This window comes from Ignisphaera sp., from assembly GCA_038831005.1.
GTDB lineage: Archaea > Thermoproteota > Thermoprotei_A > Sulfolobales > Ignisphaeraceae > Ignisphaera.
The window spans coordinates 24,185-47,411 of record JAWBKZ010000005.1 but is presented as its reverse complement, the minus strand read 5'-3'; the positions used below and the strand labels follow the sequence as shown (position 1 = coordinate 47,411).

The 23,227-nt window shown below is 35.1% G+C and carries 21 protein-coding genes; 17 read left to right on the top strand and 4 right to left on the bottom strand.

What is annotated here, in order from left to right:
- Genes QXK50_06635 through mch form a run of 3 tightly spaced genes read left to right on the top strand, consistent with a single transcriptional unit; the run spans nucleotide 1 to nucleotide 3,540 of the window.
- Nucleotides 1–1,722 (top strand): formylmethanofuran dehydrogenase subunit A, encoded by a 1,722-nt coding sequence (locus QXK50_06635; GenBank protein MEM2008827.1) that lies wholly within the window; start codon nucleotides 1–3, stop codon nucleotides 1,720–1,722.
- Nucleotides 1,723–1,732: 10 nt separating this feature from the next.
- Entirely contained in the window at nucleotides 1,733–2,581 is an 849-nt protein-coding gene (locus QXK50_06630; GenBank protein ID MEM2008826.1) for a formylmethanofuran dehydrogenase subunit C, read from the top strand.
- Complete coding sequence (gene mch, locus QXK50_06625; protein ID MEM2008825.1) at nucleotides 2,578–3,540, top strand: methenyltetrahydromethanopterin cyclohydrolase; 963 nt, start codon at nucleotides 2,578–2,580, stop codon at nucleotides 3,538–3,540. Before QXK50_06630 ends, mch begins: the two co-directional genes overlap by 4 nt.
- A gap of 160 nt (nucleotides 3,541–3,700) precedes the next feature.
- On the opposite strand, the gene QXK50_06620 is transcribed toward mch, so the two are convergent.
- Complete coding sequence (locus QXK50_06620) at nucleotides 3,701–4,411, bottom strand: formate dehydrogenase accessory sulfurtransferase FdhD (protein MEM2008824.1); 711 nt, start codon at nucleotides 4,409–4,411, stop codon at nucleotides 3,701–3,703.
- A 187-nt stretch (nucleotides 4,412–4,598) separates the two neighbouring features.
- Here QXK50_06620 and QXK50_06615 point away from each other — a divergent pair, with 187 nt between their 5' ends.
- The 6 genes from QXK50_06615 to QXK50_06590 all read left to right on the top strand — a co-directional run bounded on the left by QXK50_06615 (nucleotide 4,599) and on the right by QXK50_06590 (nucleotide 11,009).
- Nucleotides 4,599–5,249, top strand: coding sequence for a cobalamin-dependent protein (locus tag QXK50_06615; GenBank protein ID MEM2008823.1), 651 nt, complete (start codon nucleotides 4,599–4,601; stop codon nucleotides 5,247–5,249).
- 2 nt (nucleotides 5,250–5,251) lie between these two features.
- On the top strand, nucleotides 5,252–6,529 hold the full coding sequence (locus QXK50_06610) for a uroporphyrinogen decarboxylase family protein (protein ID MEM2008822.1): 1,278 nt from the start codon (nucleotides 5,252–5,254) through the stop codon (nucleotides 6,527–6,529).
- A 327-nt stretch (nucleotides 6,530–6,856) separates the two neighbouring features.
- Nucleotides 6,857–8,029 carry an MFS transporter gene (locus tag QXK50_06605; protein MEM2008821.1) on the top strand — a complete coding sequence of 391 codons (1,173 nt, stop codon included), beginning with the start codon at nucleotides 6,857–6,859 and terminating at the stop codon, nucleotides 8,027–8,029.
- A 527-nt stretch (nucleotides 8,030–8,556) separates the two neighbouring features.
- Entirely contained in the window at nucleotides 8,557–9,249 is a 693-nt protein-coding gene (locus QXK50_06600; GenBank protein ID MEM2008820.1) for a HisA/HisF-related TIM barrel protein, read from the top strand.
- 40 nt (nucleotides 9,250–9,289) lie between these two features.
- On the top strand, nucleotides 9,290–10,381 hold the full coding sequence (locus QXK50_06595; GenBank protein MEM2008819.1) for a hydantoinase/oxoprolinase family protein: 1,092 nt from the start codon (nucleotides 9,290–9,292) through the stop codon (nucleotides 10,379–10,381).
- A complete protein-coding gene (locus QXK50_06590) occupies nucleotides 10,362–11,009 on the top strand; it encodes a hypothetical protein (GenBank protein ID MEM2008818.1) in 648 nt (215 codons plus the stop codon). The genes QXK50_06595 and QXK50_06590 overlap by 20 nt, the downstream gene beginning before the upstream one ends.
- 17 nt (nucleotides 11,010–11,026) lie before the next feature.
- Here QXK50_06590 and QXK50_06585 read toward each other — a convergent pair whose 3' ends face one another.
- Nucleotides 11,027–11,773, bottom strand: a complete 747-nt coding sequence (locus QXK50_06585; protein ID MEM2008817.1) for a (5-formylfuran-3-yl)methyl phosphate synthase — start codon at nucleotides 11,771–11,773, stop codon at nucleotides 11,027–11,029.
- Nucleotides 11,774–11,787: 14 nt separating this feature from the next.
- Nucleotides 11,788–12,873 carry a nucleotidyltransferase domain-containing protein gene (locus QXK50_06580; protein ID MEM2008816.1) on the bottom strand — a complete coding sequence of 362 codons (1,086 nt, stop codon included), beginning with the start codon at nucleotides 12,871–12,873 and terminating at the stop codon, nucleotides 11,788–11,790.
- A gap of 152 nt (nucleotides 12,874–13,025) precedes the next feature.
- Here QXK50_06580 and QXK50_06575 point away from each other — a divergent pair, with 152 nt between their 5' ends.
- Nucleotides 13,026–13,928: a RimK family alpha-L-glutamate ligase gene (locus QXK50_06575; GenBank protein MEM2008815.1), complete on the top strand. Its 903-nt coding sequence runs from the start codon at nucleotides 13,026–13,028 to the stop codon at nucleotides 13,926–13,928.
- Nucleotides 13,929–14,040: 112 nt separating this feature from the next.
- Nucleotides 14,041–14,925: a coenzyme F420-0:L-glutamate ligase gene (locus tag QXK50_06570; GenBank protein MEM2008814.1), complete on the top strand. Its 885-nt coding sequence runs from the start codon at nucleotides 14,041–14,043 to the stop codon at nucleotides 14,923–14,925.
- On the opposite strand, the gene QXK50_06565 is transcribed toward QXK50_06570, so the two are convergent.
- Nucleotides 14,918–16,108 (bottom strand): ATP-grasp domain-containing protein, encoded by a 1,191-nt coding sequence (locus tag QXK50_06565; protein MEM2008813.1) that lies wholly within the window; start codon nucleotides 16,106–16,108, stop codon nucleotides 14,918–14,920. The two genes, QXK50_06570 and QXK50_06565, sit on opposite strands and share 8 nt — an antisense overlap.
- Before the next feature lie 99 nt (nucleotides 16,109–16,207).
- Here QXK50_06565 and QXK50_06560 point away from each other — a divergent pair, with 99 nt between their 5' ends.
- The 6 genes from QXK50_06560 (at nucleotide 16,208) to cdhD (ending at nucleotide 23,223) form a co-directional block, all read left to right on the top strand.
- Nucleotides 16,208–16,402, top strand: coding sequence for a CooT family nickel-binding protein (locus tag QXK50_06560; GenBank protein ID MEM2008812.1), 195 nt, complete (start codon nucleotides 16,208–16,210; stop codon nucleotides 16,400–16,402).
- Between the two features lie 27 nt (nucleotides 16,403–16,429).
- On the top strand, nucleotides 16,430–17,224 hold the full coding sequence (locus tag QXK50_06555; GenBank protein ID MEM2008811.1) for an AAA family ATPase: 795 nt from the start codon (nucleotides 16,430–16,432) through the stop codon (nucleotides 17,222–17,224).
- A gap of 111 nt (nucleotides 17,225–17,335) precedes the next feature.
- The gene (cdhA, locus tag QXK50_06550; GenBank protein MEM2008810.1) at nucleotides 17,336–19,714 is read left to right on the top strand and encodes a CO dehydrogenase/acetyl-CoA synthase complex subunit alpha; all 2,379 of its coding nucleotides are present in this window, start codon (nucleotides 17,336–17,338) and stop codon (nucleotides 19,712–19,714) included.
- A 9-nt stretch (nucleotides 19,715–19,723) separates the two neighbouring features.
- On the top strand, nucleotides 19,724–20,260 hold the full coding sequence (locus QXK50_06545; GenBank protein MEM2008809.1) for a carbon monoxide dehydrogenase beta subunit family protein: 537 nt from the start codon (nucleotides 19,724–19,726) through the stop codon (nucleotides 20,258–20,260).
- A gap of 30 nt (nucleotides 20,261–20,290) precedes the next feature.
- Complete coding sequence (cdhC, locus tag QXK50_06540; protein MEM2008808.1) at nucleotides 20,291–21,901, top strand: CO dehydrogenase/CO-methylating acetyl-CoA synthase complex subunit beta; 1,611 nt, start codon at nucleotides 20,291–20,293, stop codon at nucleotides 21,899–21,901.
- Nucleotides 21,898–23,223 (top strand): CO dehydrogenase/acetyl-CoA synthase subunit delta, encoded by a 1,326-nt coding sequence (cdhD, locus tag QXK50_06535; protein MEM2008807.1) that lies wholly within the window; start codon nucleotides 21,898–21,900, stop codon nucleotides 23,221–23,223. The genes cdhC and cdhD overlap by 4 nt, the downstream gene beginning before the upstream one ends.
- Nucleotides 23,224–23,227: the final 4 nt, after the last annotated feature.

Below are 23,227 nucleotides of genomic sequence, written 5' to 3'. Positions count from 1 at the left end.
ATGGTTCAGATATTGATCAAAAATGGAATCGTTTATGATCCGCTAAACGGTGTTAATGGAGAGCCTATGGATATCGCTATTAAAGATGGAAAGATAGTTGAAGCTAGTGAGGTAGAGGCTAGTAAGACAATCGTAATAGATGCTAAAAATAAAGTAGTTATGGCTGGAGGTATAGATATCCATAGCCATATAGCTGGACCGAAGGTTAATATCGGAAGGCTTATAAGACCTGAAGATCATTATCTAACGAATAGACCACATAAGCTACCATATAGAAGAGCTGAAACAGGACTTACAGTTCCAAATGTTTTTAAGATAGGATATGGATACGCACGTCTAGGATATACATTTGTAGTTGAACCTGCTACACCTCCTATAAAAACTAGACATACGCATCATGAACTAGATGCCATACCCATAATAGATAAAGCTACTTACGTTCTAGTAGACTCTAACTGGCTTGCTCTAGATCTGATCAAGGAAGGATCAAAAGATCAGATAGTGGCGTACCTTGCATGGCTTTTGTCTGCTACAAAAACCTATGCCCTTAAGCTTGTTGATCCTGGTTCAGACATTTCATGGGTTCTAAAAGGTAGGGGAGTAGATATAGATGAAGAGATACCAGAATACGGTCTAACACCAAGAGACATTATTAAGAGTGTTGCTGAAGCTGCACAATACTTGAATATACCGCATAAAGTCCATGTACATTGTAATAGACTTGGTTATCCAGGTAACTATGAAACAACATTAAAGACTATGTCTCTTACTGATGAATTAACAAAATTAAGTGATGGACCTGTAATGCATATCACTCACACCCAGTTTGCGGGATATAAAGGTGATTCTTGGAGTACTCTTGAAAGTGGAGGAGAGGATATAGCAAAAGAACTCAATAGAAATCCCTATATAACGTTAGACTTAGGACAAGTAATTCTCGATAGACCTGCAACGACTATGACTGCAGATGCACCCTTTGAGTATGTGCTATATCATCTTACGCGATGGAAATGGGCGAGCATGGATACGGAAGTTGATGCAGCTGCTGGTATTGTTCCTTATAGATACAAAAAGAAAAGCTACGTCAATACAGTTCAATGGGTTATAGGTCTAGAAATCGCTTTATTAGCTAGAGATCCTTGGAGAATATTCATAACAACAGATCATCCAAATGCGGGCACATTCTTCGACTATCCAAAAATATTTGCGTGGCTTGTGAGTAAAAAGGCTAGAGAAGATACAATGAAAGAGGTAAATCAGAGAGCTCTTAGAAAATCTATACTTCCATCAATAGATAGAGAATATAATCTATACGATATAGCTGTAATGACCCGAGCCTCACCTGCTAAACTACTTGGTCTTGATAAAATAAAGGGTCACTTAGGTATAGGTGCTGATGCTGATATCGCTATATACGATATTAATCCACACGAGGTAGATATATCCAAGAACTATGAAGCACTTATCAAAGCTTTTAGCCGTGCATGGATTGTTATAAAAGATGGAGAAATAGTTGTAAAGGATGGAGAAATAGTCAAAACAATTCATGGAAAGACCTTCTACATTAATCCAAAGATGCCAGAAGATCTTGAAAAAGATCTCATTAAGTACATTGAACCTAGGTTTAAGCAATACTATACAGTTACTTTAGATAACTTCATTATAAAGGACCATGAAGTCAGAAATCCTGTGAAAATATCTACGCAAGTGAATGTTCAATAGGGGTGAAGGTATGAGTTACATACTTAAACTAAGATCTAAGCCTAATGTTCTTACTGATGCTAGAAACATATCCCCAGATAAATTCGTTAACAAGAAGTTAGATGAAATTAGGAACTTGAAAATAATTGAAGGAGGTTTACCAATAACATTAGACACATTATTTGACATAGATGGTCCTTCAGTAGCTCCTCAAGAAACAAAAAACATGGAGATAACCATAAACAACAGTAATGATAAACTTTGCTTCATAGGTTATAAAATGAGTAACGGAAGAATAATTATAAGAGGCGATGTAGGACACTTCATAGGCTATAAAATGAAGGGAGGAAATATAACTATATACGGTAATGTTAGAAATTATCTAGGAGCCAAAATGGTTAATGGTAATATAGAGGTATATGGAAATGTTATGCATAGAGTTGGAAGTAAACTACATGGAGAGAGACCTGGAAAGGGTATGAAAGGAGGAACAATACATATACATGGAAATGCTGGAGCAGAAATAGGTTGGGGTATGAAAGGAGGAACAATAGTTGTTGATGGAAGTAGTGGAAATCTTGTAGGGACCGATATGTTGGGAGGAACAGTAATCATCAAAGGTAGTTCCGGTGTTTATCCTGGGTTAAGAATGATTGGTGGACGAATCGTTATAGGCGGCCACATTCCATCCATATTGCCTAGTTTCTATATAGATTCTCTAGTTTCTTCATTAAAGGTTAAAGGAGTTGTTTTCTTCAAACCTTTTGCTACATTTATAGGTGATGTCCTTGTTGGCGGTAGAGGATTTCTGCAAATATCGTATGAAGATAATAAACATATTGTGGATACCTATAAACAATTGGTGGAGGAAACAATATGAACTTGGTTAAACCTATGAATGAACTTGCACTAAACATTCTTAAAGATGCTATCGATAGAGAGAAAGAACTTAGAATATCAGTATCTAAGATAGGGAAAGCAAATGTTATCGATATGGGTGTTAAAACTCAAGGAAGCTTTGAGGCAGGGGTTATAGTTTCAAGAGTATGCCTTGGTGGGCTAGCCAATGTAACGTTGACCAATTTATCTATTGGAGAAATTATGTTACCAGCAGTCTCTGTATCTACGGACTATCCTATAGAAGCGTGTATAGCTTCGCAATTAGCTGGTTGGAGAATACAAGTCGGGGAATTCTTTGCTAATGGTAGTGGACCTGCAAGAGCTTTAGCAAGAAAACCGAAGAAGATATTTGAGTTCATAGAATATGTGGAATACTCTAATGAGGCTGTACTTGTTTTAGAGACCAATCAGTACCCATCTGAAGAAGTGGTAAATTATGTGGCTAGAGAGGTTAAGGTAGAGCCAGAGAACATATACTTAGTCCTAGTCTCTCCCTCGAGTATTGCTGGCTCTATTCAAGTAAGTGCAAGGGTAGTTGAGACAGGGATATTCAAAATGTACACAATTGGATACAATATAAAGACTATTCGCTACGGATTTGGTGTATGTCCTATATCACCACTTCATCCAGATCCTTTAATTATGACTGGTAGAACCAATGATATGCTTCTTTATGGTGGATCAACGTTCTATCTTGTCGAACACGAAGATGATGTAAAACTAAAGGAAATAGTTGAAAAGATTCCAAGCAGTGCCTCAAAAGATTATGGTAAATCATTTACAGAGCTTGTAAAGATGTATGGATGGGAATTTCTATACAAAGTTGATCCATCAGTATTCGCACCAGCCGTAGTAACTGTAAACAATATTAAAACCGGTACTACTTATAGTGCAGGTTTCATAAATATTAATATGCTTAAAAGAATGCTTATTCCATAATTTCTATTCACTAGTATGATACATACTGAATCATAATCATATTGTGGTAACACAAATAATACGTTACAAAATCACTATAGAACTTTACCTTCCAATCATCTGACTAATGATTATCGCGCTGTACCCCTATCATCATTAAGTTAGTTTTGAGCATACGTTCCTATGTTTTTTCAAGTAATATTCTTTCAAATCCTGTGTATACGTTCATCTTATTCTCTCTAACATGAGCTATTAATGTAATCCCATTTCTTTTAGCTATTTCTATAGCTCTCTCTGTAGGTGCTCCACGAAAGACCGCTATAGGTATACATATATTGGCTATACCTTCAATAAGTTTTGAAGCTGCTCTCGAAGACATTATGACTATAGATTTGCTAAAGTCTATGCCTCTTTGGAATACCTTACCAACAACTTTATATAATGCGCAATGTCTTGATATATCTTCAACTAGATCTAAAATATATCCATCCAATGACGCTATAGCTGCAACATGAAAACATCCCGTTCTTTTAAATAAATTAGCTTTATTCATTACTTCCTTGAATAATCTATATACGCTCTGTGCGTCTATCTTATTCACATTTTTATTGTCTTTACAGATCATAACCTTTTTCAAAACACCATTTAACATTATATCTAAATTTTTAACAATAATCCTAGTCTCATCCACATATAAGCCATGAGTTAATGCGTAACCTAGACCAAGTTCTAAAAACATATAAGGAGATGTTGGAATAGAGACTGCAAGTCTGCCTTGGATATATATGTTGACAATAACTTCGTTAGCAATTTCGTCAATAATATCAACTACTATATTCTTATCTAGATCTATACGCTTAACATCAACATTGACAGAGACCTCATGTACCATAATTTAGGATCACTCGAGATTACTGATTTCAACCAACCGCTATTAAGTAGCTAAGCAAGTATAAGTTTTTAGCTATAAATTTTATATACATAAGCATCAGAGAACATATACAATGTGGCTAGACTAACCATATCTATGTAAAAGTTTTATATATTTGTACAAATTAATTGTAGCTATAGGTAATAGTATGTCTTTGTCAGAAGAGTTTATCACTGCTATTGTTGAACTAAATGAAAGTAAAGCTCTTGATCTAGCAAAAAAGAGGCTTAGTGTTGAAGATCCTGTTAATATATTAAATGATTTAAAGAAGGCTGCCGAAGTTGTTGGAGAAAAATATGAAAGAGGAGAATATTTTGTAGCCGATTTAGTTATGGCTGGAGAAATTCTTAAAACAATTTCAGATATGGCGAGAGAAAAACTAAGAGAACTTGGGAAAAACAGAGAGACATTGGGAAAATTCGTTATAGGTACTGTTGAAGGAGATATCCATGATATTGGCAAAAACATTGTTATAACTATGGCTGAAGCTGCAGGATTTGAAGTAATTGATTTAGGTGTTGATGTATCGCCACAAAGATTTGTAGATGCCATTAGACAGTACAATCCAGATATTGTGGGGATGTCTTGTCTAATAACTGTAGGGATAGAATCGATGAAAAAAACTATAGAGGCAATAAAGCAAGCAGGATTAAGAGATAAGGTGAAAATAATAATAGGAGGAGGAAGGGTAGATCAATACGCATGTCAGTATGTAGAAGCAGATGCTTGGACAAATGATGCTGCAACAGGAGTAAAAATAATGCTTAAATGGATAGAAGAAAAGAAGAAAGGTGTGTAACTATGACAAAAGAGCCTATTGATCTCTGGATAGAAAGACATGAAAAAGAATCTGATGTCGTTGCAAAAGAGAAATTCGATAGATTTCTGAAAGCCGTGGAACTTAAAGTTCCTGATAGAGTACCTGTAGCAGGTATTGGTGGAGATTTCCTATGCCAATACACAGGACTCACATGGTATGAACTATCATATGAATTAGAAAAAATCCCTTCTGCAGTCTTCAAATTTGTTCATGACTTTCCAAGTGATTGGGGCATAGTGTTTGCACCAATGATGCTTGAAGGATTCATCTTGGGATTAGCTTTTGCTGATTTCCCTGATTTCTCAAACACAATCAGATTTTTAACAGGCCCCATACATGATATTCTGAAAGATAAGTGGAGCCAATGGCCAGGTAGGGAAATTAAGGAAGATATGCATCCACAATTTCGTGGAGGAGAATTCATGCATCCTAATGAATATAAAAAGCTTATAGAGAATCCAATAGAGTTCATTCATAACACCATATTACCAAGAGTATGTCCCGGGTTAGGAACTCCAGGAACTCCTCAATGGAATGGAGCATGGATAAGAATAGGTATGACGATGCAGAGAATATCATCATTCCAAGCACAACTCTTTGCAGAATTAGGAAAAAGAGGTAATATAGGATTTCCATTAACTAACGCATATACACCTGCTGATATCATAGGTGATTTCCTTAGACATCCTACAGGAGCCATGTTAGATATGAGGAGATATCCAGAAGAATTCAAGATGGCGTGCGAGGTGCTAGTAGAGCCTATACTCAAGATTGCTACAGCTATTCCACCAATACCTCCACTAACAACATTCTTCATACCTCTCCATCTTAACGAAATGTTGCCACCAAAACTATACAATGAATTCTATTGGCCTTATTTAAAGAAAGTTATTGAAACTCTAGTTGGTAAGGGATACAAGGGATTTGTATTCTTTGAAGGGGATCATTTACCTCATGTTGATACTATACTAGAGCTTCCTAAGGGCTGGGGTATAGCATGGTTTGAAAGACCTAGAGACTTTATTAAGGTTTGGGAAAAACTTAAGGGACATACCACAGTAATGGGAGGAGTGCCCACATCACTTCTTGTTGGTGGAACTCCAGAGAAAATTGACGAATATATAAAGGATCTATTGAATAAAATAAAACCTGAAGGAGGTTTCATAATATCACCTGGAGTAAATGAATTACCTAAAGGTACACCTGTAGCTAATGTGAGAGCATATATTAATGCTGTTCTCAAGTATGGAGTATACTAAATCTTATAATAGTTTTTAATATTATTTTTTAAGATGCATACTATTAAAGAGTTATGTAATATCTTAAAATCTTGCTCATACTTGTTAAAAACATATTTGTTTCAGTCCACTATATTTAAATGTTGAATAAATAATTAAGAATAGATAAGATTGTTACAAATACTAAATAGTTACAAAATCCATTAATAGTTTTACGTAGTATGTTTTCTCTTTCCCTCATTTAAAATAAAGTATTATCTAATCTTTATATCTTTATGTTAATTTTCATGAATATTTAAATAAATGTATTCACATATAGTTTGGGTGAAGTATAATTAGGTGTAATAGATGCCCAATACATCTCAACAACAAAAATCCTCTTTACTGCCAGTAGTATTTCTAGCACTATCAGCTTTGCTTGCAGGTGCAGGTTTTGGAATATATGCACCACTATTGGTAGTCCATGCATTGGAGTGGGGAGCTCCAGAAGCATGGGCAACAGCTATGGTTATGGCCCTTCCATCAATATTAGCTGTATTCCTATTATTGCCTATAGGTATAACAGCTGATAGGACAGGAAGAAGGAAGGAAATCATAGCTGTAGGTCTTGTACTTGGTATAGTATTTAATGCGTTACTTGGTGTGGCTAGAAGTTGGATTGAGCTGGCTATATACAGAACTATAAGCGGTATTGTATTCTCATTCACATCGTTATATATGGCTTTAGGTGCTCTTACAGCACCAGAAAAAATACGAGGTACAGTTCTAGGTATTCTAGGAGGATCTATGATGCTCGGTATGGGAGTCTCCCAAATATTTGCAGGAGCCCTTGCTACAGCATTAGGAGGATATCAACCTATATACTTCCTTGCAGCAGGATTAACAACTATAGCATTACTCTTACTATTGCCTGTCAAAGCTCCCAGGGTTCAGCTTCCAGCTATGAAAGGTTCAGATATTGCTACAGCTTTAAAAATGAGAGGAGTTTATTGGACATGTATAGCTATATGTATCTATCTAATAGGATGGAACTTAATGTATCCATCATTATCATTAGTACTTAATGTTATATATAAAGCACCGCCTGAGATTGCATCTATAGGTATGGGTGTAGCATCAATAATGCTTGGTATAGGTACATACGTATGGGGACCAGTGATAGATAGATTAGGAGGTAAGAAAACACTTATAATAGCTATAATCGCTTCAGCTATTATCACATTTGTAATGTATCCTGCTTTAGGAAGTATGTGGGCTTACATAATATTATTCTGGTTAGTGACGCTTTTCGGAGTTGTAGGTGCACCTGGAACAAGTTATGTAGCTTCAAGAAGCGTTAAACCAGAACTAGTCTCTGTAGCAATAACGACCATATTTATATCTATCTCTATCGCATCAATAATAGGAGGATTTTTATCAGGAACGCTATTAGCATCAATAGGGCTTGAAGGAACAATACTTGTAGCAGCTACAATCGAACTCATAGGAGGTCTCCTGATGTTTGGATTACCTAAGATATAGAGTATGTAAATATTATTATAAAAGTGTTACATAGACTGATCCTACTTCAATTATTTTTATTATCCTTATTCTATGTAATGCGTATCACAAATGTTGGTATTTTGTAGAGATCGAGATGCATAAAATGTTTAGATATATGAAATATAGATATATGAAATATAGTTTTGAGTTAAATACACATGTGTTTGAATTACTAAACATCTACCTCAAGTTCACAGAATACTGTTCCCCCAACAGCCATGAACTTAAGAAATCCATTAATTAAGACTATAGATGTATGTTGTTTTTAATGAAATGAATGAAACTAATGATGTCAGCTCTAATGGAGCAAGGCCTTAAATTCAATAAACATAGAAGTAGAATATATGATACCAAAACATTATCTACAATAAATCTGAACCCTCTTTTTATTGCTGAATTCTATGATATAGGAAGAATCTACTGTACCAGAACTCATAGTAAAGATATAGTAAAGATATTGAGTTTATTACCTTAATCGTTAATATAGTTTCGATAGATACCTAAATATGGTGATAGATATTATAAAAGTAATACCTGTTCTAGATATAATGAATGGTTATGTTGTTCAAGCAATAGCAGGTGAGAGAGATAAATATGGACCACTAATCTACAGTATTGTATCTCGTTCTCCTGATCCTAGAGATGTTTTGAGAGGATTCAAGAATCTGGGATGTGATACAGTATATATAGCCGATATAGATGCTATAGTAGGCAAGGGTAAGAATGATTATGTTATAGAGATAGCTTTATCGTTAGGGCTTAAAGTATGGACCGATATTGGAAGAGAAGGTCTTACGAAAACTGATAGTGACGATATAAGGTATATAATTGGTACTGAGTATTTGGTGTATCCTGATGATCTCTATCTCCTAAAGAATAAATTTGTTAGTCTTGATATCAAACAAAACTATGTATTGTTTCAAAACACTAAACTAGATGTAGTTCATGCTGCTAAATTAGTTTGCGATAAAGGTGCTAAAATGATCCTGATTCTATTTCTTGATCGTGTGGGTACATCAAAAGGTATCAATTTAGAGGTGGTCAACATGGTTAAGAAAACTTGCAACAATATAGATGTAGCAGTAGGTGGAGGTTTAAGAAATGCAGAAGAGCTGTTGCTTTTAAAGAAATTTGGTGTGAATTATGCTCTAGTGGCTACAGCAATACATAAGGGCGTCATTGATCGATGTGAATACTAATTCAGATAATTCTCTTTACTAAAATATGGGGTATAACACAATGGATGTAATAGGTCTTGATATTGGTGGCGCAAATATCAAGGCTGTTAAGGTTAGCTATCATTTAGGAGATACACATGTTGTACATATTGTTAGAGAGTACTTTCCGATATGGATTAAGGGTATTGATGGGCTTAGGAAGAAACTCAGAGAGATTAAGGATAGAATTTGTAGTAATTGCTTGAACTATTTTGTTGGTACATGTATGACTGCTGAGCTAAGCGATATATTTCCAACCAAAGATATTGGTGTTAAAAGTGTTGTTAATGTAGTTGAGGATGTTTTTAGTGATGCTATTAGAAGATTCTATGTAACTTATGATATGAATCTAGTAGATCTCAGTAAACTGTATAGTAATCCTTTATCTGTAGCTGCTGCTAACTGGGCTGCTAGCGCATGGCTATTAGAGAAGTTAATCGCTGTACAAGGCTATACAAACGCTTTCTTTATTGATATAGGTAGTACAACTACTACCATAATTCCTCTGGTTAATGGAAAGACCTTGGTTAGAGGTAAGACAGATCCTGAAAAACTTCTCTATGGTGAGCTTGTGTACATAGGTACACTTAGAACAGATGTATCATCAATAGTAGATAAGGTACCTTTCAAAGGCTTTTACATAAGTATATGTAGAGAAAAATTTGCTTTAGCTGGAGATGTTCAGCTTATTTTAGGATATATAGAGAGTTCAGACTATACTACAGAGACAGCTGATGGACGTGGAAAAACTCTAGATGAAGCCTTGGCTAGAATGTCACGCATTGTATGTAGTGATATAGATATGCTTAATCAGTATGAAATTAAGGAGATAGCTAGATATGTATATGAAGTACAAGTAAATAAAGTATTTAATGCAATCATTCAGATAAGGTCTTGGCTGGCCTCTATAGGTATAGATCTGGAGAACTTTGTAGCTATTGTTGCTGGAATAGGTAAGCATATCGCTACCGAAGCTTCAAGAAGAGCAGGTTTCAAGAAAATAATAGATATCGACAATATTCTTGGAAAACCTTTAGCCTCAGTTATACCAGCCTATGGCGCAGCCTTAATGGTGATAGAGGCTGTAAAGAAAAATGGATTTAGTGGTGCTTAAGGTAAGCGGGCATCTTATCAACCTTCCCAATAAAGTTAAAGATTTAATGAATGTTGTAGCAAAACTGAATAGTGAAAGAACTCGTATAGCTATTGTTCCTGGGGGAAGTATATTCTCTGACTTAGTTAAGGAGATTCAAGATAATACAGAAATAGATGATGATACAGCTCATTGGATGGCCATAAAGTCTATGGAGATATACGGACTATACCTAAAACACTTTAATACAAATTGTGTAGAAGCTTATACCATAGACGATGTTTATAAAGCTTTAAGCTTAAGACTTATACCGATAGTTATGCCATACCAAATACTTAAAACAAATGATGAACTTCCTCACACATGGGACATTACGAGCGATTCCATATCTATATTTATAGCTAAACTCTTAAGAGCAAATATGGTGCTCTTGGGAAAGATGGTTAATGGTATAACTAATGAAAAAGGAGAGATAATGAAGATAATTAAGTCAGATGATATAAAACGACAAAATGTTTTCGATAGCTACACAATAAATTTGGTTAAAATGTATAAAATACCTTTAATCATATTCAATGTATTAAGACCAGAACTACTTTATAAAATTGTGAGTATGGAGGAAGATACATACACGATAGTGATGCCTTAACTATGAAATACTCTACGTTACGTACTGGATGTAGAGATACTCTTCTCCTTACTTATTTCTAAACTTTTAAGGAGTTCCTTAAATAGTTTAACCCGTTCTCTAGATATTCTATCAGTTCTCTTTCCCACACATACTGCTCCTCTTACACCAACAACATCAAATCCTAGTTTAGCACAGAGCGGAAGATGCTCCATATTTATTCCACCAGCTATGGCGGCTAAAAGACCTTGATTATGAGCAAATGTAACGAAGTTCCTAAGGTAATCAATAGTAAGTAAATTGAATGTATTAATACCATTCTTTCTAAACGTATCTATCATAACACCCTGAACCTTTGTTGCAATAGCTATATCTATCAATACAGTAGGTTCGATAAAACCTTCATAACGAAAGTCTGCATAACCTACAACTACAAGTTTTGGTCTAGATAATGAATCAATAGCCTCTGAGACACTCATTATAATGCGTTTAATTTCATCTACATCCTTTAGCGCTATGCCCAGCTTTAGATAATCTACATTCAACATCGAGGCGGAAAACGCTACATAACTAAGCTTCTTGCAGTATCCACTTATATCGCCTAAAGCCATACTCACCTCTTTACTAGAATAACTTTTCACGATATTCACAACATCTTTAAGTACAGCAAATTCGGGAAGCCCAAGACTACCAGTAGAAGGATCTTTAACATCTATAATATCTGCTCCACCTAAAATGGCATCTTCAACTTCGTTAGCATCTTTTATTGATACCAGTAACCTCATTTTTTTCACTCAAGTTATTTATGTTTAAACCATTTAACTGGTTTTATATAGTCTTTTCCACCAGCTTCGTAAGTTCCTACAGTAATCTGATAATGCTTTTCACTAGTCTTTAGATCTATAACCTCTTCAAGTTTACCTCTAACAATCACATCTTCACCTGGTGTTGCTAAATCTATGTACAAACCTTCATAACTTACGACCTTAGATACCTTAATAGCTTCTTCATTACCTTCAATTACCTCAACATCATCTACATTGTATATTGCTGGCATGAATATTGAATCACTAGAGTCTACAACCTTTGCTTTTATTGTAGCAATACCCATAGGCCTATACCTCTTCTGTTCCCATTCTTCATTTACTTCATTCTCAAGTTTAACAGGATGAATAGAAAACTGTCGTCCCATGTATAGAGCTCTATTCCATTTAAACTTACCATACAGAAGTAATGCTTCATCAAGATTTAGTGGATGTATTTTGATGATATCTCTTGCCCACTCCATCAAGATATCGCCTTGTGGTAAAGAAAAGTTAGAAGACACCGCATTTGCATAAAGTCTAAGTAAAGCCTCCTTAACCCTATATGAGTTCTCTTTACCATAAACAACAATATCTATATCGGATATCGATGGATTATGAATATTCAGCAGAATAGAGCCTGTTATACCAAAGTATTTTAAAGATACTCCAGATTCCTCAGATAGCTTCGTAACGAGCTCTTTCGCCATTTGCTCCAAAGAATCCTTAGGCTCATTAAGAATCTCATTTAGTCTCTCTTCAGGTCTATAGTGTTTTTTTATCCATCTTTTTTCAACTTCTATAAGTTCTATGTTTCTATATTCATCATAAACAACATAATGTGGATAATTTCGCTTCAGATACTCAATAACACTCTGTACACCAATAGCACTATAGAAAGGTAGTACACGACCATACATAACACCATCTCTAGACCATTTAACTCTTATACTAGATTCTGCATAAGGTACATACTTAAGGTAGGCTACAACACTATTCTTAGGATGAACATTACCTATAACACAGAATATCATTCCTTCAATAGTTTCTATGAAGTCTCTATCTCTAAATCCTCTTTCCAAGAGTCTCACATACATCTCATTATCGTATTTCACGATTAAAACTTTATCTGTATTAATCAAGGATCAGGTCTTTGAATAGAACATTACGGTACTTCATAAACTAGTTTATAAAATTGTGAGCTGAATTATTTCCAGAGTCTGGGACAATATGTATGAATATAGGTATAATCACTAGAAACCCCTCAAGTTGGAGTTCATCACAATTGATAAAAGCATTTCATACACTTGGACATAGTGTTACAACGTTTAGATTTAACGATATTATTGCATTTATAGATTCAGATAAATTGAAGCTTATAGTTAATGATGAAGATATACTAAAGACCTTTTCAGCTATAGTTGTTAGACCCTTTGGTCGTGTGAGTCTTGATCAAGCTATATTTAGAATAGATCTTCTGTACTCTATACAAGATAATGGAATACCGGTATTTAATAAGCCTTCAGCTATAGAGAAATGTGTTGATAAGTTCAGATCTCTGTATATATTAAAAATGAACGGCTTGCCAGTACCTCGGACTATAGTTACAGAGAGATCCTCTCTTGCCTTAAGATCTCTATACATGTTGAGTAGTAGTGATGTTGTTGTAAAACCTATGTTTGGTTCTAGAGGTCATGGAAGTACTAAGATCTGTATTAGAGATCGTGATATTCTGTGGGAAGTAGTACGATCGATGACCTTTGTAAGGCGTACAGCATATATTCAAGAGTTTATACCTCATAAAGGAGTTGATATAAGAGCTTTTGTATTAGGCGATAGAGTTTTAGCTGCTATGTATAGATATGCCTATCCTGGGCAATGGAAAACAAATATTGCTAGAGGAGGAAAGCCATTGAAAATAGATAGACTTGATCCATACATAGAGGATGTAGTTTTAAAAGCTGCAAAGATTCTAGAGTGTGATATAGCTGGAGTAGATGTAGTTTCATTACGAGATTCTATATACATACTAGAGGTCAATAGCCAACCAGGTTGGAAAGGACTACAAGAAGTTCATTCAGAGCTTAACATAGCTGAAGAAATTGCGAAGTACATAATCAACAAAGTAAGAAAATAATGTAGTTTACTCTATATAAATTTAATAACGAAATAAATCAAGGTTTCGCTATGAAACTTATTGATTTGTAGGGAATTTTAATGACGACAGAATTTGATAGATGGTTTCCACAGTGACTAAGTATAGAATTATTCTAAGAATACTTAGAAGACCATTTAAGTATTGGTATCCTGGAGCTAATTTTATTAACGAAATAATTGATAGATACGGAAATCATATAGAAAATGGAGATATCCTTGTCATATCTGAAAAAGCGTTGTCTATTGCTCTAGGCAATATATATGATGAAGAGATAATACATGTAGACATAATTACCAAACTATTCACGTTTATGACTGTAAAAATCCTCTGGACAAAGTTATTAAGATCTCTTCTTAAATCTCAAGATATATTATCGATTCTCGATAACACATCAATAAAAGTGCTTGGAGCTCATAAAAAGTTGGCGCTACGTTACGGAGGTCTTAAGCATTTCTTGAAACCAGTATCTGAAGCTGGTATAGATACTACTAATTTGCCTTACAGTTATGTGTCGTTGCCATTACTGAATATAGATCATGTTCTTAATAAGATACAGATTGAAATATACAGAAATCTAAAGAAATATGTGAATATCCTCGTTATAGATACAGATAAAACATATCGAATGAAATATTTAAAGAATGTTGTCTTTGCAACTAGATTCTCTACCATAAAAGGTGTCATAGATTTAGGCTTCGTTAGCTACATTCTTGGTAAGAAATTTAGAAATCTGTTTGTTGCTTACCCTACACCTATAGCATATAAAGGAATTAGACTTAGTCTACATTTAATTCTCTATATAGCTAAATTTGTCGAAAAATTTATGGGCCATGGACTTGGTAGAACTGCTGTAGAGATGCTCATGAATCTCAATAAGAGAGACTTTAAAGATATTAAATGGATCGATATGAATAAGGTTAAGCATTATCCAGTAATTCTGGTAAAGTTGAAGATTATTCATAAATCTTTTAATTAATTTCGTTACTCACTATCGTTATGTTGTATGCTAGGTTTTTCACCAAATCTCCATACTGTTTAAGTAAAATATTTAATACATCTTTAAATTCCGCTACCCTCCCTATAGTTATTAGTTTATCTAAACATAGATCAAAATTTGGGGAACTTGAATCCAAACAGTTTCTCTCAATATGATCTACGTTTTTAATGATGTATGCATAACCTTGAACCAAATTACCAAGATATCGTTCTTTACCGGGTAACCTGTACCCTATAAGTATCTTCCCTAAATCTGGATAAAGTTCAGATATCGCTACTCCAGCTGTTGTAAATCTTGGATTAACCTCAATAACATACATGTCCTCATCATTCCATACGACATCAATCCCTATGTACCCTTTCAATCCACTCAAGCATTTCACTATTTTCTCTACAACACTTCTTGCTACTTGAACATAATCTTTATTTCTTAAAGGTAATACATTACCATTATATACAATTCTATTATTTAATATAGAAATAAGCTGAAGATTAAGGCTATAAAGATAGATTTCACTATTATACACCACCATCGAAATACTTCCGTGAAAACCTTCAACATACTCTTGAATAACTACATATCCTTTAGGATCACACTTAGTAATCTTACGAATAGACTCAACAAAACTATCTTTATCTCTAGCAATATATACACATTCTGCACCAGCTGACATTGAAGGCTTTACAACAACAGGAAAGGAAACTTCGTCAATACTTATTTTCTCAGAAGAGCTATATGCGGAAAGTGTTAGAGGTGTTTTCAAACCACATTTACGTAACATTAATGTAGCCTCATATTTATCAGATAAAATTTTCGTTAAGTCGTAAGAAGGACCCAAAAATTTATCTCTAAGAATCTCTACTATAGTTATCATCTCATGTGGAGGCGCTATTGCTATAGCATAATCTACATCTTCTCTGAGTTCTTCTAAAACATTGATGTAGTTACCTTCTATAATAACCACGTCATCTACCTTAATATCCCTACCAAGCATATTATGGATTTGATTAGAAAGCGTAATTATTACATCAACACCAGCATGTTTTAATACCTTGACAAGCGATCTAGTCATGGCATAGGCTTCAGCAAGAAGAGAGATATAGGAATAGTTATTCAGACCGTATGTACTTACAACATATTCCGTAAGAAGTATCTTGACCATAACTACTCACTAAATGGTTTCAATAATGCTTAACTCATATATTCTTCTTAAACTTTATTAGCTTATTTAATATCTATAGAGAATGAGCTGGTGCTAGATATGTGTGAATCTAAGATTTATATGAGAGAAGGTGAATATTATGAACTCATTGTAGAGAATGCTGTATCCCTTACGCCTAAGGAAGGGGGCTTCATAGTCATTGATATATCGGGCAAGAGGTATGAACTAGATAATGTTTCTATAGATTACATTGACTTCTTGAACCATAAAGTTATTCTAAAGAAGAATAAATAATGATACTGCTATCCAGGTTTACAGCAGATGAAAATAGCTGTTGTAGGAAAAGGTGGTGTAGGAAAAACAACAATAGTTGCAGGTCTTGCAAGATTTATAGGTAGAGAAGGTTACAATGTTATAGCTATTGATGCAGATCCAAGTCTAAACCTAGCCGTATCTGTAGGTATTCCACATGATATAGCCGAAAAAGCACCTATACTATTTAATGAAGAAGAATTCATACGTTCTCGAACAATTCTATCTAATAATATCTATATAATGAATCCAAAAGTTGATGACGTAGTAGAGAAATTTGGTATCAAAGGTCCAGATAATGTAACCGTAATAAAATTTGGTGAAGTTAGGAAAGCAGGATCTAGATGCCTCTGCCCTGAATACGCATTCTTAAGAGCTCTTCTATCCCATCTAATTTTAGGTAGAAAAGACGTAGTTATTCTCGATATGGTTGCAGGATTAGAACCCTTGAGTAGAGGAACTATAAAGAACATAGACTTGATGTTATGTGTTGTAGAGCCTTCCATAAAAGCTATTGATGTTGCTCTAAAAATGGAAAAATTTGCTAATGAAATAGGTATTAAAAAAATTGAGATTGTTGCAAACAAAATTAAGAAAGAGGAAGATATTATAAACATTGAGAAGAACTTACAAAAGAAGTTGTTCCACTATATACCATATGACGAATCTGTGATTGAAGCTGACACCTACGGGATCTCCTTAATAGATTTTAAGCCATCATCACCTGCTGTTAGAGCATTAGAACAGTTAAAGAAAAAAATACTAATGTATCTTGGCAAAAATCTATATAGAGATGTAACTTGAATAAAATTGCAAACCTAATATCTACTTTGTGTGCATTGCGTATATTTAACTATATTAACTTGTTAAGACATATACTGCATAATTAAGGTAAGATTGATTACGTGATAAAGTATGAGTATTCCTTATAGAAATTTTCGGTTAAAGATTGATGAAATTACAACACCCGCAGGAAATATAAAGGGGCTTGATATCAGTATAGGATATATTATTGAAGAATGGGAAGAACCACCCGGACCTACACCCTTTCCTTCAATAGCGACCTTAAGATCTTGGGATCATAAACTATTAAATAGATATAAACCTCTCTATCTTCCATATTGTGATTTGTGTTGCCTCTGTACTTATGGAAGATGTGATCTATCTAGAGATAAGAGGGGATCTTGTGGATTAAATTTATCTGAACAACAGTCGAGATTAGTAACACTTGTATGTGCTATTGGTGCTTCAACACATGCAAGTCATGCTAGAGAGCTTCTTGAGAAAATTAAATCTAAATACGGTGATAACATGCCTATTGACTTAGGTGGTGAAGTTTATGTTGAAATGCCTATAACTAGGTTAGTAACAGGTGTTAGGCCTAGAACTATTAAAGATCTCGAAATAGTCTTAGATTATATTGAGAGACAGATAGTGCAAACATTAGCAAGTGTTCATACTGGTCAAGAAGGGAGTTGGATTGATTATGAATCTAAAGTACTTCATTTAGGAATGCTAGATCATGTTGCTTTAGAAGTTGCTGATGTTATTCAGATAATTTCGTTGGGTATGCCTAAAGCTGATCCTAATGCTCCTCTTGTTGATTTAGGTATAGGCTCAATAGATATAACGAAGCCTGTAATTTTGGTTATAGGACATAATGTTCTACCTTCAGCAGCTATAGTTGACTACTTAGAGGCTATGGGTATAAGAGATAAAGTAGAGGTGTGTGGATTATGTTGTACAGCTCATGACATAACTAGATATGAAAAGAGACGTGCAAAAATTGTAGGCCCTATATCATGGCAACTGAGGTTTATTAGAACAGGGATACCAGATGTTGTTGTAATTGATGAACAGTGTATATACACGAATATTCTTGAAGAGATCAAAAAGATAGGTGCCATCCTAATAGCTACAACAGATAAAGCTATGAGAGGTCTTCCTGATAGAACTTATGCTGATCCTGACTCTGTTGTTGATGAACTTGTAAATGGAAAAATTCCTGGTGCTGTAATCCTTGATGAAGAGAAGGTAGCTCAAATAGCGGTTAAGACTGCCTTGAAGATAGCTCCTATGAGAGCTAAGTATAAATGGAGTTTATTGAATGAAAAAGAGATTGTTGAATATGCTAAGAAATGTTCTATGTGTAGAAATTGTGAAAGAAACTGTCCACAGAACCTTCAAATATCATCAGCTATGGTATTAGCATCCAAGGGAGATATAACAAAATTATCATCTCTATACACTCTATGTCTTGCTTGTAGGAGATGTGAATATGAGTGTCCCAGAGAAATACCTATTCTGTCACTTATTCTGGCATCAACAAAAGAGATTGCAAATGAAAGATATAGATGTAGAATTGGTAGAGGACCTATACAAGATACAGAAATAAGAGCTGTTGGTAGAGACATTGTTTTAGGTACAATACCAGGTGTTGTAGCTTTTGTTGGATGTGCCAATTGGTCTGAAGGTGCTCAAGATGTTGCACTAATGGCTAGAGAATTCGCATCTAGAAGATACATTGTTGTTGCCTCTGGTTGTTCAGCAATGGCTATAGCTATGTATAAAAACGATGAAGGTAGAACACCATATGAAGAATTTTCAGGTGTTTTTGAGGCTGGAGGTATTGTTAATGTTGGTTCATGTGTAGCAAATTCCCACATAGCTGGAGCGGTCATAAAGATTGCCAACATATTTGCGAAATTGCCCTTACGAGCAAACTATATTGAAATAGCTGACTATATACTGAATAGAGTTGGTGCAGTGGGTATTGCATGGGGTGCTATGAGCCAAAAAGCGGCTGCTATAGCGGCAGGATTTTGGCGTCTAGGTGTACCCGTAATTGTGGGACCTCATGGATTAAAATACCGAAGAATGCTTTTAGGTGATGATAATGAAGATAGTTGGTATGTCTATGATGCTATCACTGGTGAGAAAGTCTATGGAGGACCAGCACCACAACATCTATTCTATGCAGCTGAAACATTTGAGGAAGCCATGATAATGGCACCTAAACTATGCATAAGGCCTGCCGACACTCCACAAGGTAGGGCTATAAAGTTGACTAACTATATATCTCTATACAAACAATTCTATGGAGTTAATAAGCTACCAAAAGACATACACATGTTCATAAGAACAGAGGCCGATATACCTATAACCTATAGAGATGAAGTATTGACATATCTTAAAGAAGTTGGTTGGAAAGAAAAACCTGTTACTGCAAATCCGACACTTGTTGAAGATGTTATAGAGAAGTATAGATTAAGAAAGGAAGGCGCAAAACTATAGGTGGGGCTTATGGCTCTTGAGTATTGGTTGAAAGGAGATATACCTCCAGGACCCATAAGAGCTACTGTTCTTACAGACATCGGCAAGGTTGTCGATATTATTAAGAGGTCTAGACATTCTGCAGTTATGTTTATTGGATCAAATATAAGAACCATTGAGAAAATACTTAATGCAGATATCGTTAAAATAATAACAGAAATATCAAAAATTATTGGTATTCCAATAATAACATCAGATGCCTTAGTTGTCCGTAGACTTGATGAAGCAGGTTTTACTAACTATAAAATAGCGTTTCCTCTAGAATTAGTACAAAAGTTGTCTCGAAGAGAATTTAATTATCAATTAGTTGTATTGATTGGAACTAGATACACATATGGATGGTTATTACTCAACCATCTGAAACATTATAGAGCAGATATACAAACACTATCCATTGATCCATATGCTCAACCAAATGCTACATGGACCCTGCCATCATTACCGCTTCAACTATGGTTTAAGAACTTGTTACAGATGATAGAAATACTTAAATCTTCAACAACGTAGATTTTACATAACTATATGTAGGTAACAACAATGAGTATTGAAATTCGTGAATTAAAAATTATTGATAGAATAGAATTGCCAAAAGATGTACCAATAAAGTTATATAGAGTTCCTCCACCGCCACCAAAAGGTGTATTCACAGACATTCCTGTCGATGTAGGTCCTCAGTATGAGGGTCAGAGAGTTAGGGCAAATGATATGTACGTAGAACTTGGAGGTCCTAAAGTTCCACATAAGTTTGAGTTATTTCTTGTTAGAAAGATTGATGAAATAAATGATGGAGAAATAGTCATTGTGGGTCCTGATCTAAACGAAATGGTTGAAGGAGGAAGGTATCCTTATGCTGTTATAATAGAGGCATCGGGTAAAGGACTTGAGCCAGAGGGGGAAGGAGTTCTAGAGAGACGTATACATGAATTTAGCAATTATATACAGGGATACATGCACTTAAATCAAAGATATGATATTTGGCTTAGGGTTAGCAAGAAATCTTACCAAAAAGGATTGAACTCTTTTAGATACATAGGTACGGCTCTCTATAGATTATTTAAATCAGCATTCCCTATAATAGATAAAATGAGGTTAATATTTGTAACTGATGCCAAGGTTGTTGAATTACTTCATCCACAAGCGCTTAAAGTATATGAAGAGAGAGATAGAAGAGCTCTTGGACTAAAAGATGAAGATGTAGATACGTTTTATGCCTGTAAATTATGTCAATCTTTTGCACCAACACATGCATGCATAATTACACCTGAAAGACCATCAGCTTGTGGAGCTATCTCATGGCTAGATGCTAGAGTTGCCGCTCAAATAGATCCTAAAGGACCTATTCAACCTGTTGCCAAAGGTAAGTTACTAGATCCTATCGCTGGTGAGTATGAAGGTGTAAATGAAGCTATAAAGAAGTTATCAAATGGCACCATACAAAGAATCCGACTCTACTCTCTATTTGAGGCGCCACCTACAATCTGTGGATGTTTCGAAATAGCTACATTCTATATTCCAGAACTAGATGCGGTGGGGCTTGTACATAGAGGTTTTAATGGTACAACACCTATTGGTTTAAGGTTCAGCCAGATAGCTGATGCTGTTGGTGGTGGTAAGCAGGTACCTGGTTTCCAAGGCATAGGCATGCTCTATCTAAAGAGTAAGAAGCTGTTTCAAGCTGATGGTGGATGGACAAGAATAGTTTGGATGCCTCTAGATCTAAAAGAAAAAGTTTTAGATGCTATACCCATAGAGCTCAGAGATAAGATTGCAACAGAAAAAGATGCTAATAGCATTGATGAATTAAAGAAATTCTTACTGGAAAAAGCTCATCCAATAATGAAGAAGATAATTAAAACTGAAGAAAAGAAAATTGAAGAAGTTCCTAAAAAGATTGAGGAAAAAGTAGAAACAAAGGTAGCAGAACATGGTGTTACACCGGTTGCTTTACCCCAACCTCAGGTAGTGGCTCCAGCTACATCGACAGTACAGACAATAACAGTACCTGCACCAGGAGGTATAACGGTTTCAGTCACCATACCTATGCCTTCGGTAGAATCCAAAGGACCAAAGATAGTCGTTAACCTTAAGGGTGTACGAATTAGAATTGAAAAAGTTGTTATAAAGAGAGAGGGAGTGGAACACAAATGAGTAACAATATAAAGATATCTAAGAACGAGGATAATGATAAAGTTAAGAATCAGGCAGAAATCATAGGTTTATTAACAAAAATTGTAGAAGCACTTGAGAAAGGAATTGTGGAGCTCTACAACATTGAGCTACAATTTGATGAAATTACACTTCAAGTACCAGAAACATCACTAGAGACACTCCCAATACCTATAGCACTTATACCTCAGAAGGTACTAGAATCACCCAAACCAGAGGTACAAGGTGCTGTTGCTGTAGCTAAGATTACTGAAACCATTGGTAGAAAAATTCTTGAGATAGTACGTATTCCTTTTGAAGAGCCTAAACCAAAATTCAGTGGAAAAGTTTTAGAAGTGAAGATAGGTGCCACAAAAAGTGATGGAGGTACTAGAGATAATGTTATAGTTCTAGGTGGTCATGAAGTGCCTCCTTACTTCTATCTACAAGGATATAAACCTCCACATATGCCAGCTTTTGGTGGAGACATATTTGATATGAGGATAAGTTTACCTAAAGCTGTTAAGCAAGTATTTGGTGACGCTCTTGACAATCCTATGGAATGGGCTAGGATATGGGTAAAGAAATTTGGTGCTGAAGCAATAGATGTACACTTAATTAGTACAGATCCTACAGTAAAGGATGTATCTCCAGAGGTTAGTGCAAAGATTTTAGAAGAGATTCTTCAAACAGTTAAGGTGCCTATTGTTGCTGGTGGAAGTGGCAATCCTGAAAAAGACATCATTGTTTTCAATAAAATAGTTGAAATATTTCCTAATGAGGGCTTGGTTTTAAATAGTCTAAATCTAGACATGGATCTAGAGAAAGTATGTCCAAATATAGCCAAAACAAATGCTGTAGTGATAAATTTCTCACCGATGAGTGTCGAAAAAGCTGAAGAAATAAACAGAAAAGTTTATACATGGATCCCAAGAAACAGAATCATTCTTGATCTTAATATAGGTGGTATAGGTTATGGCACAGAGTATGGATTTACAACAATGGAAAGGGCTCGCCTAGCTGCACTTATAGGTAACGAACTTCTGCAACATCCATTCAATGTTGGTGCAGCTAATGCTTGGGGGGCTAGAGAGGCATGGATAAGCATGGATCCTTACTGGGGACCTAAAGAAATTAGAGGGCCTTTATGGGAGACGTTAACGTGTATTATATGCCTATTAGCAGGAGCCGATTACTTTATGATACTACATCCACTTACTATGAGAGTCTTGAAATCAATTCGTGAATACTTATTCTCAGAACCAAAGCCCAGGGATCCTGAAAAAACACTTAATTGGTTATCAGCCAAGATACCGGTGGTATAGAAAT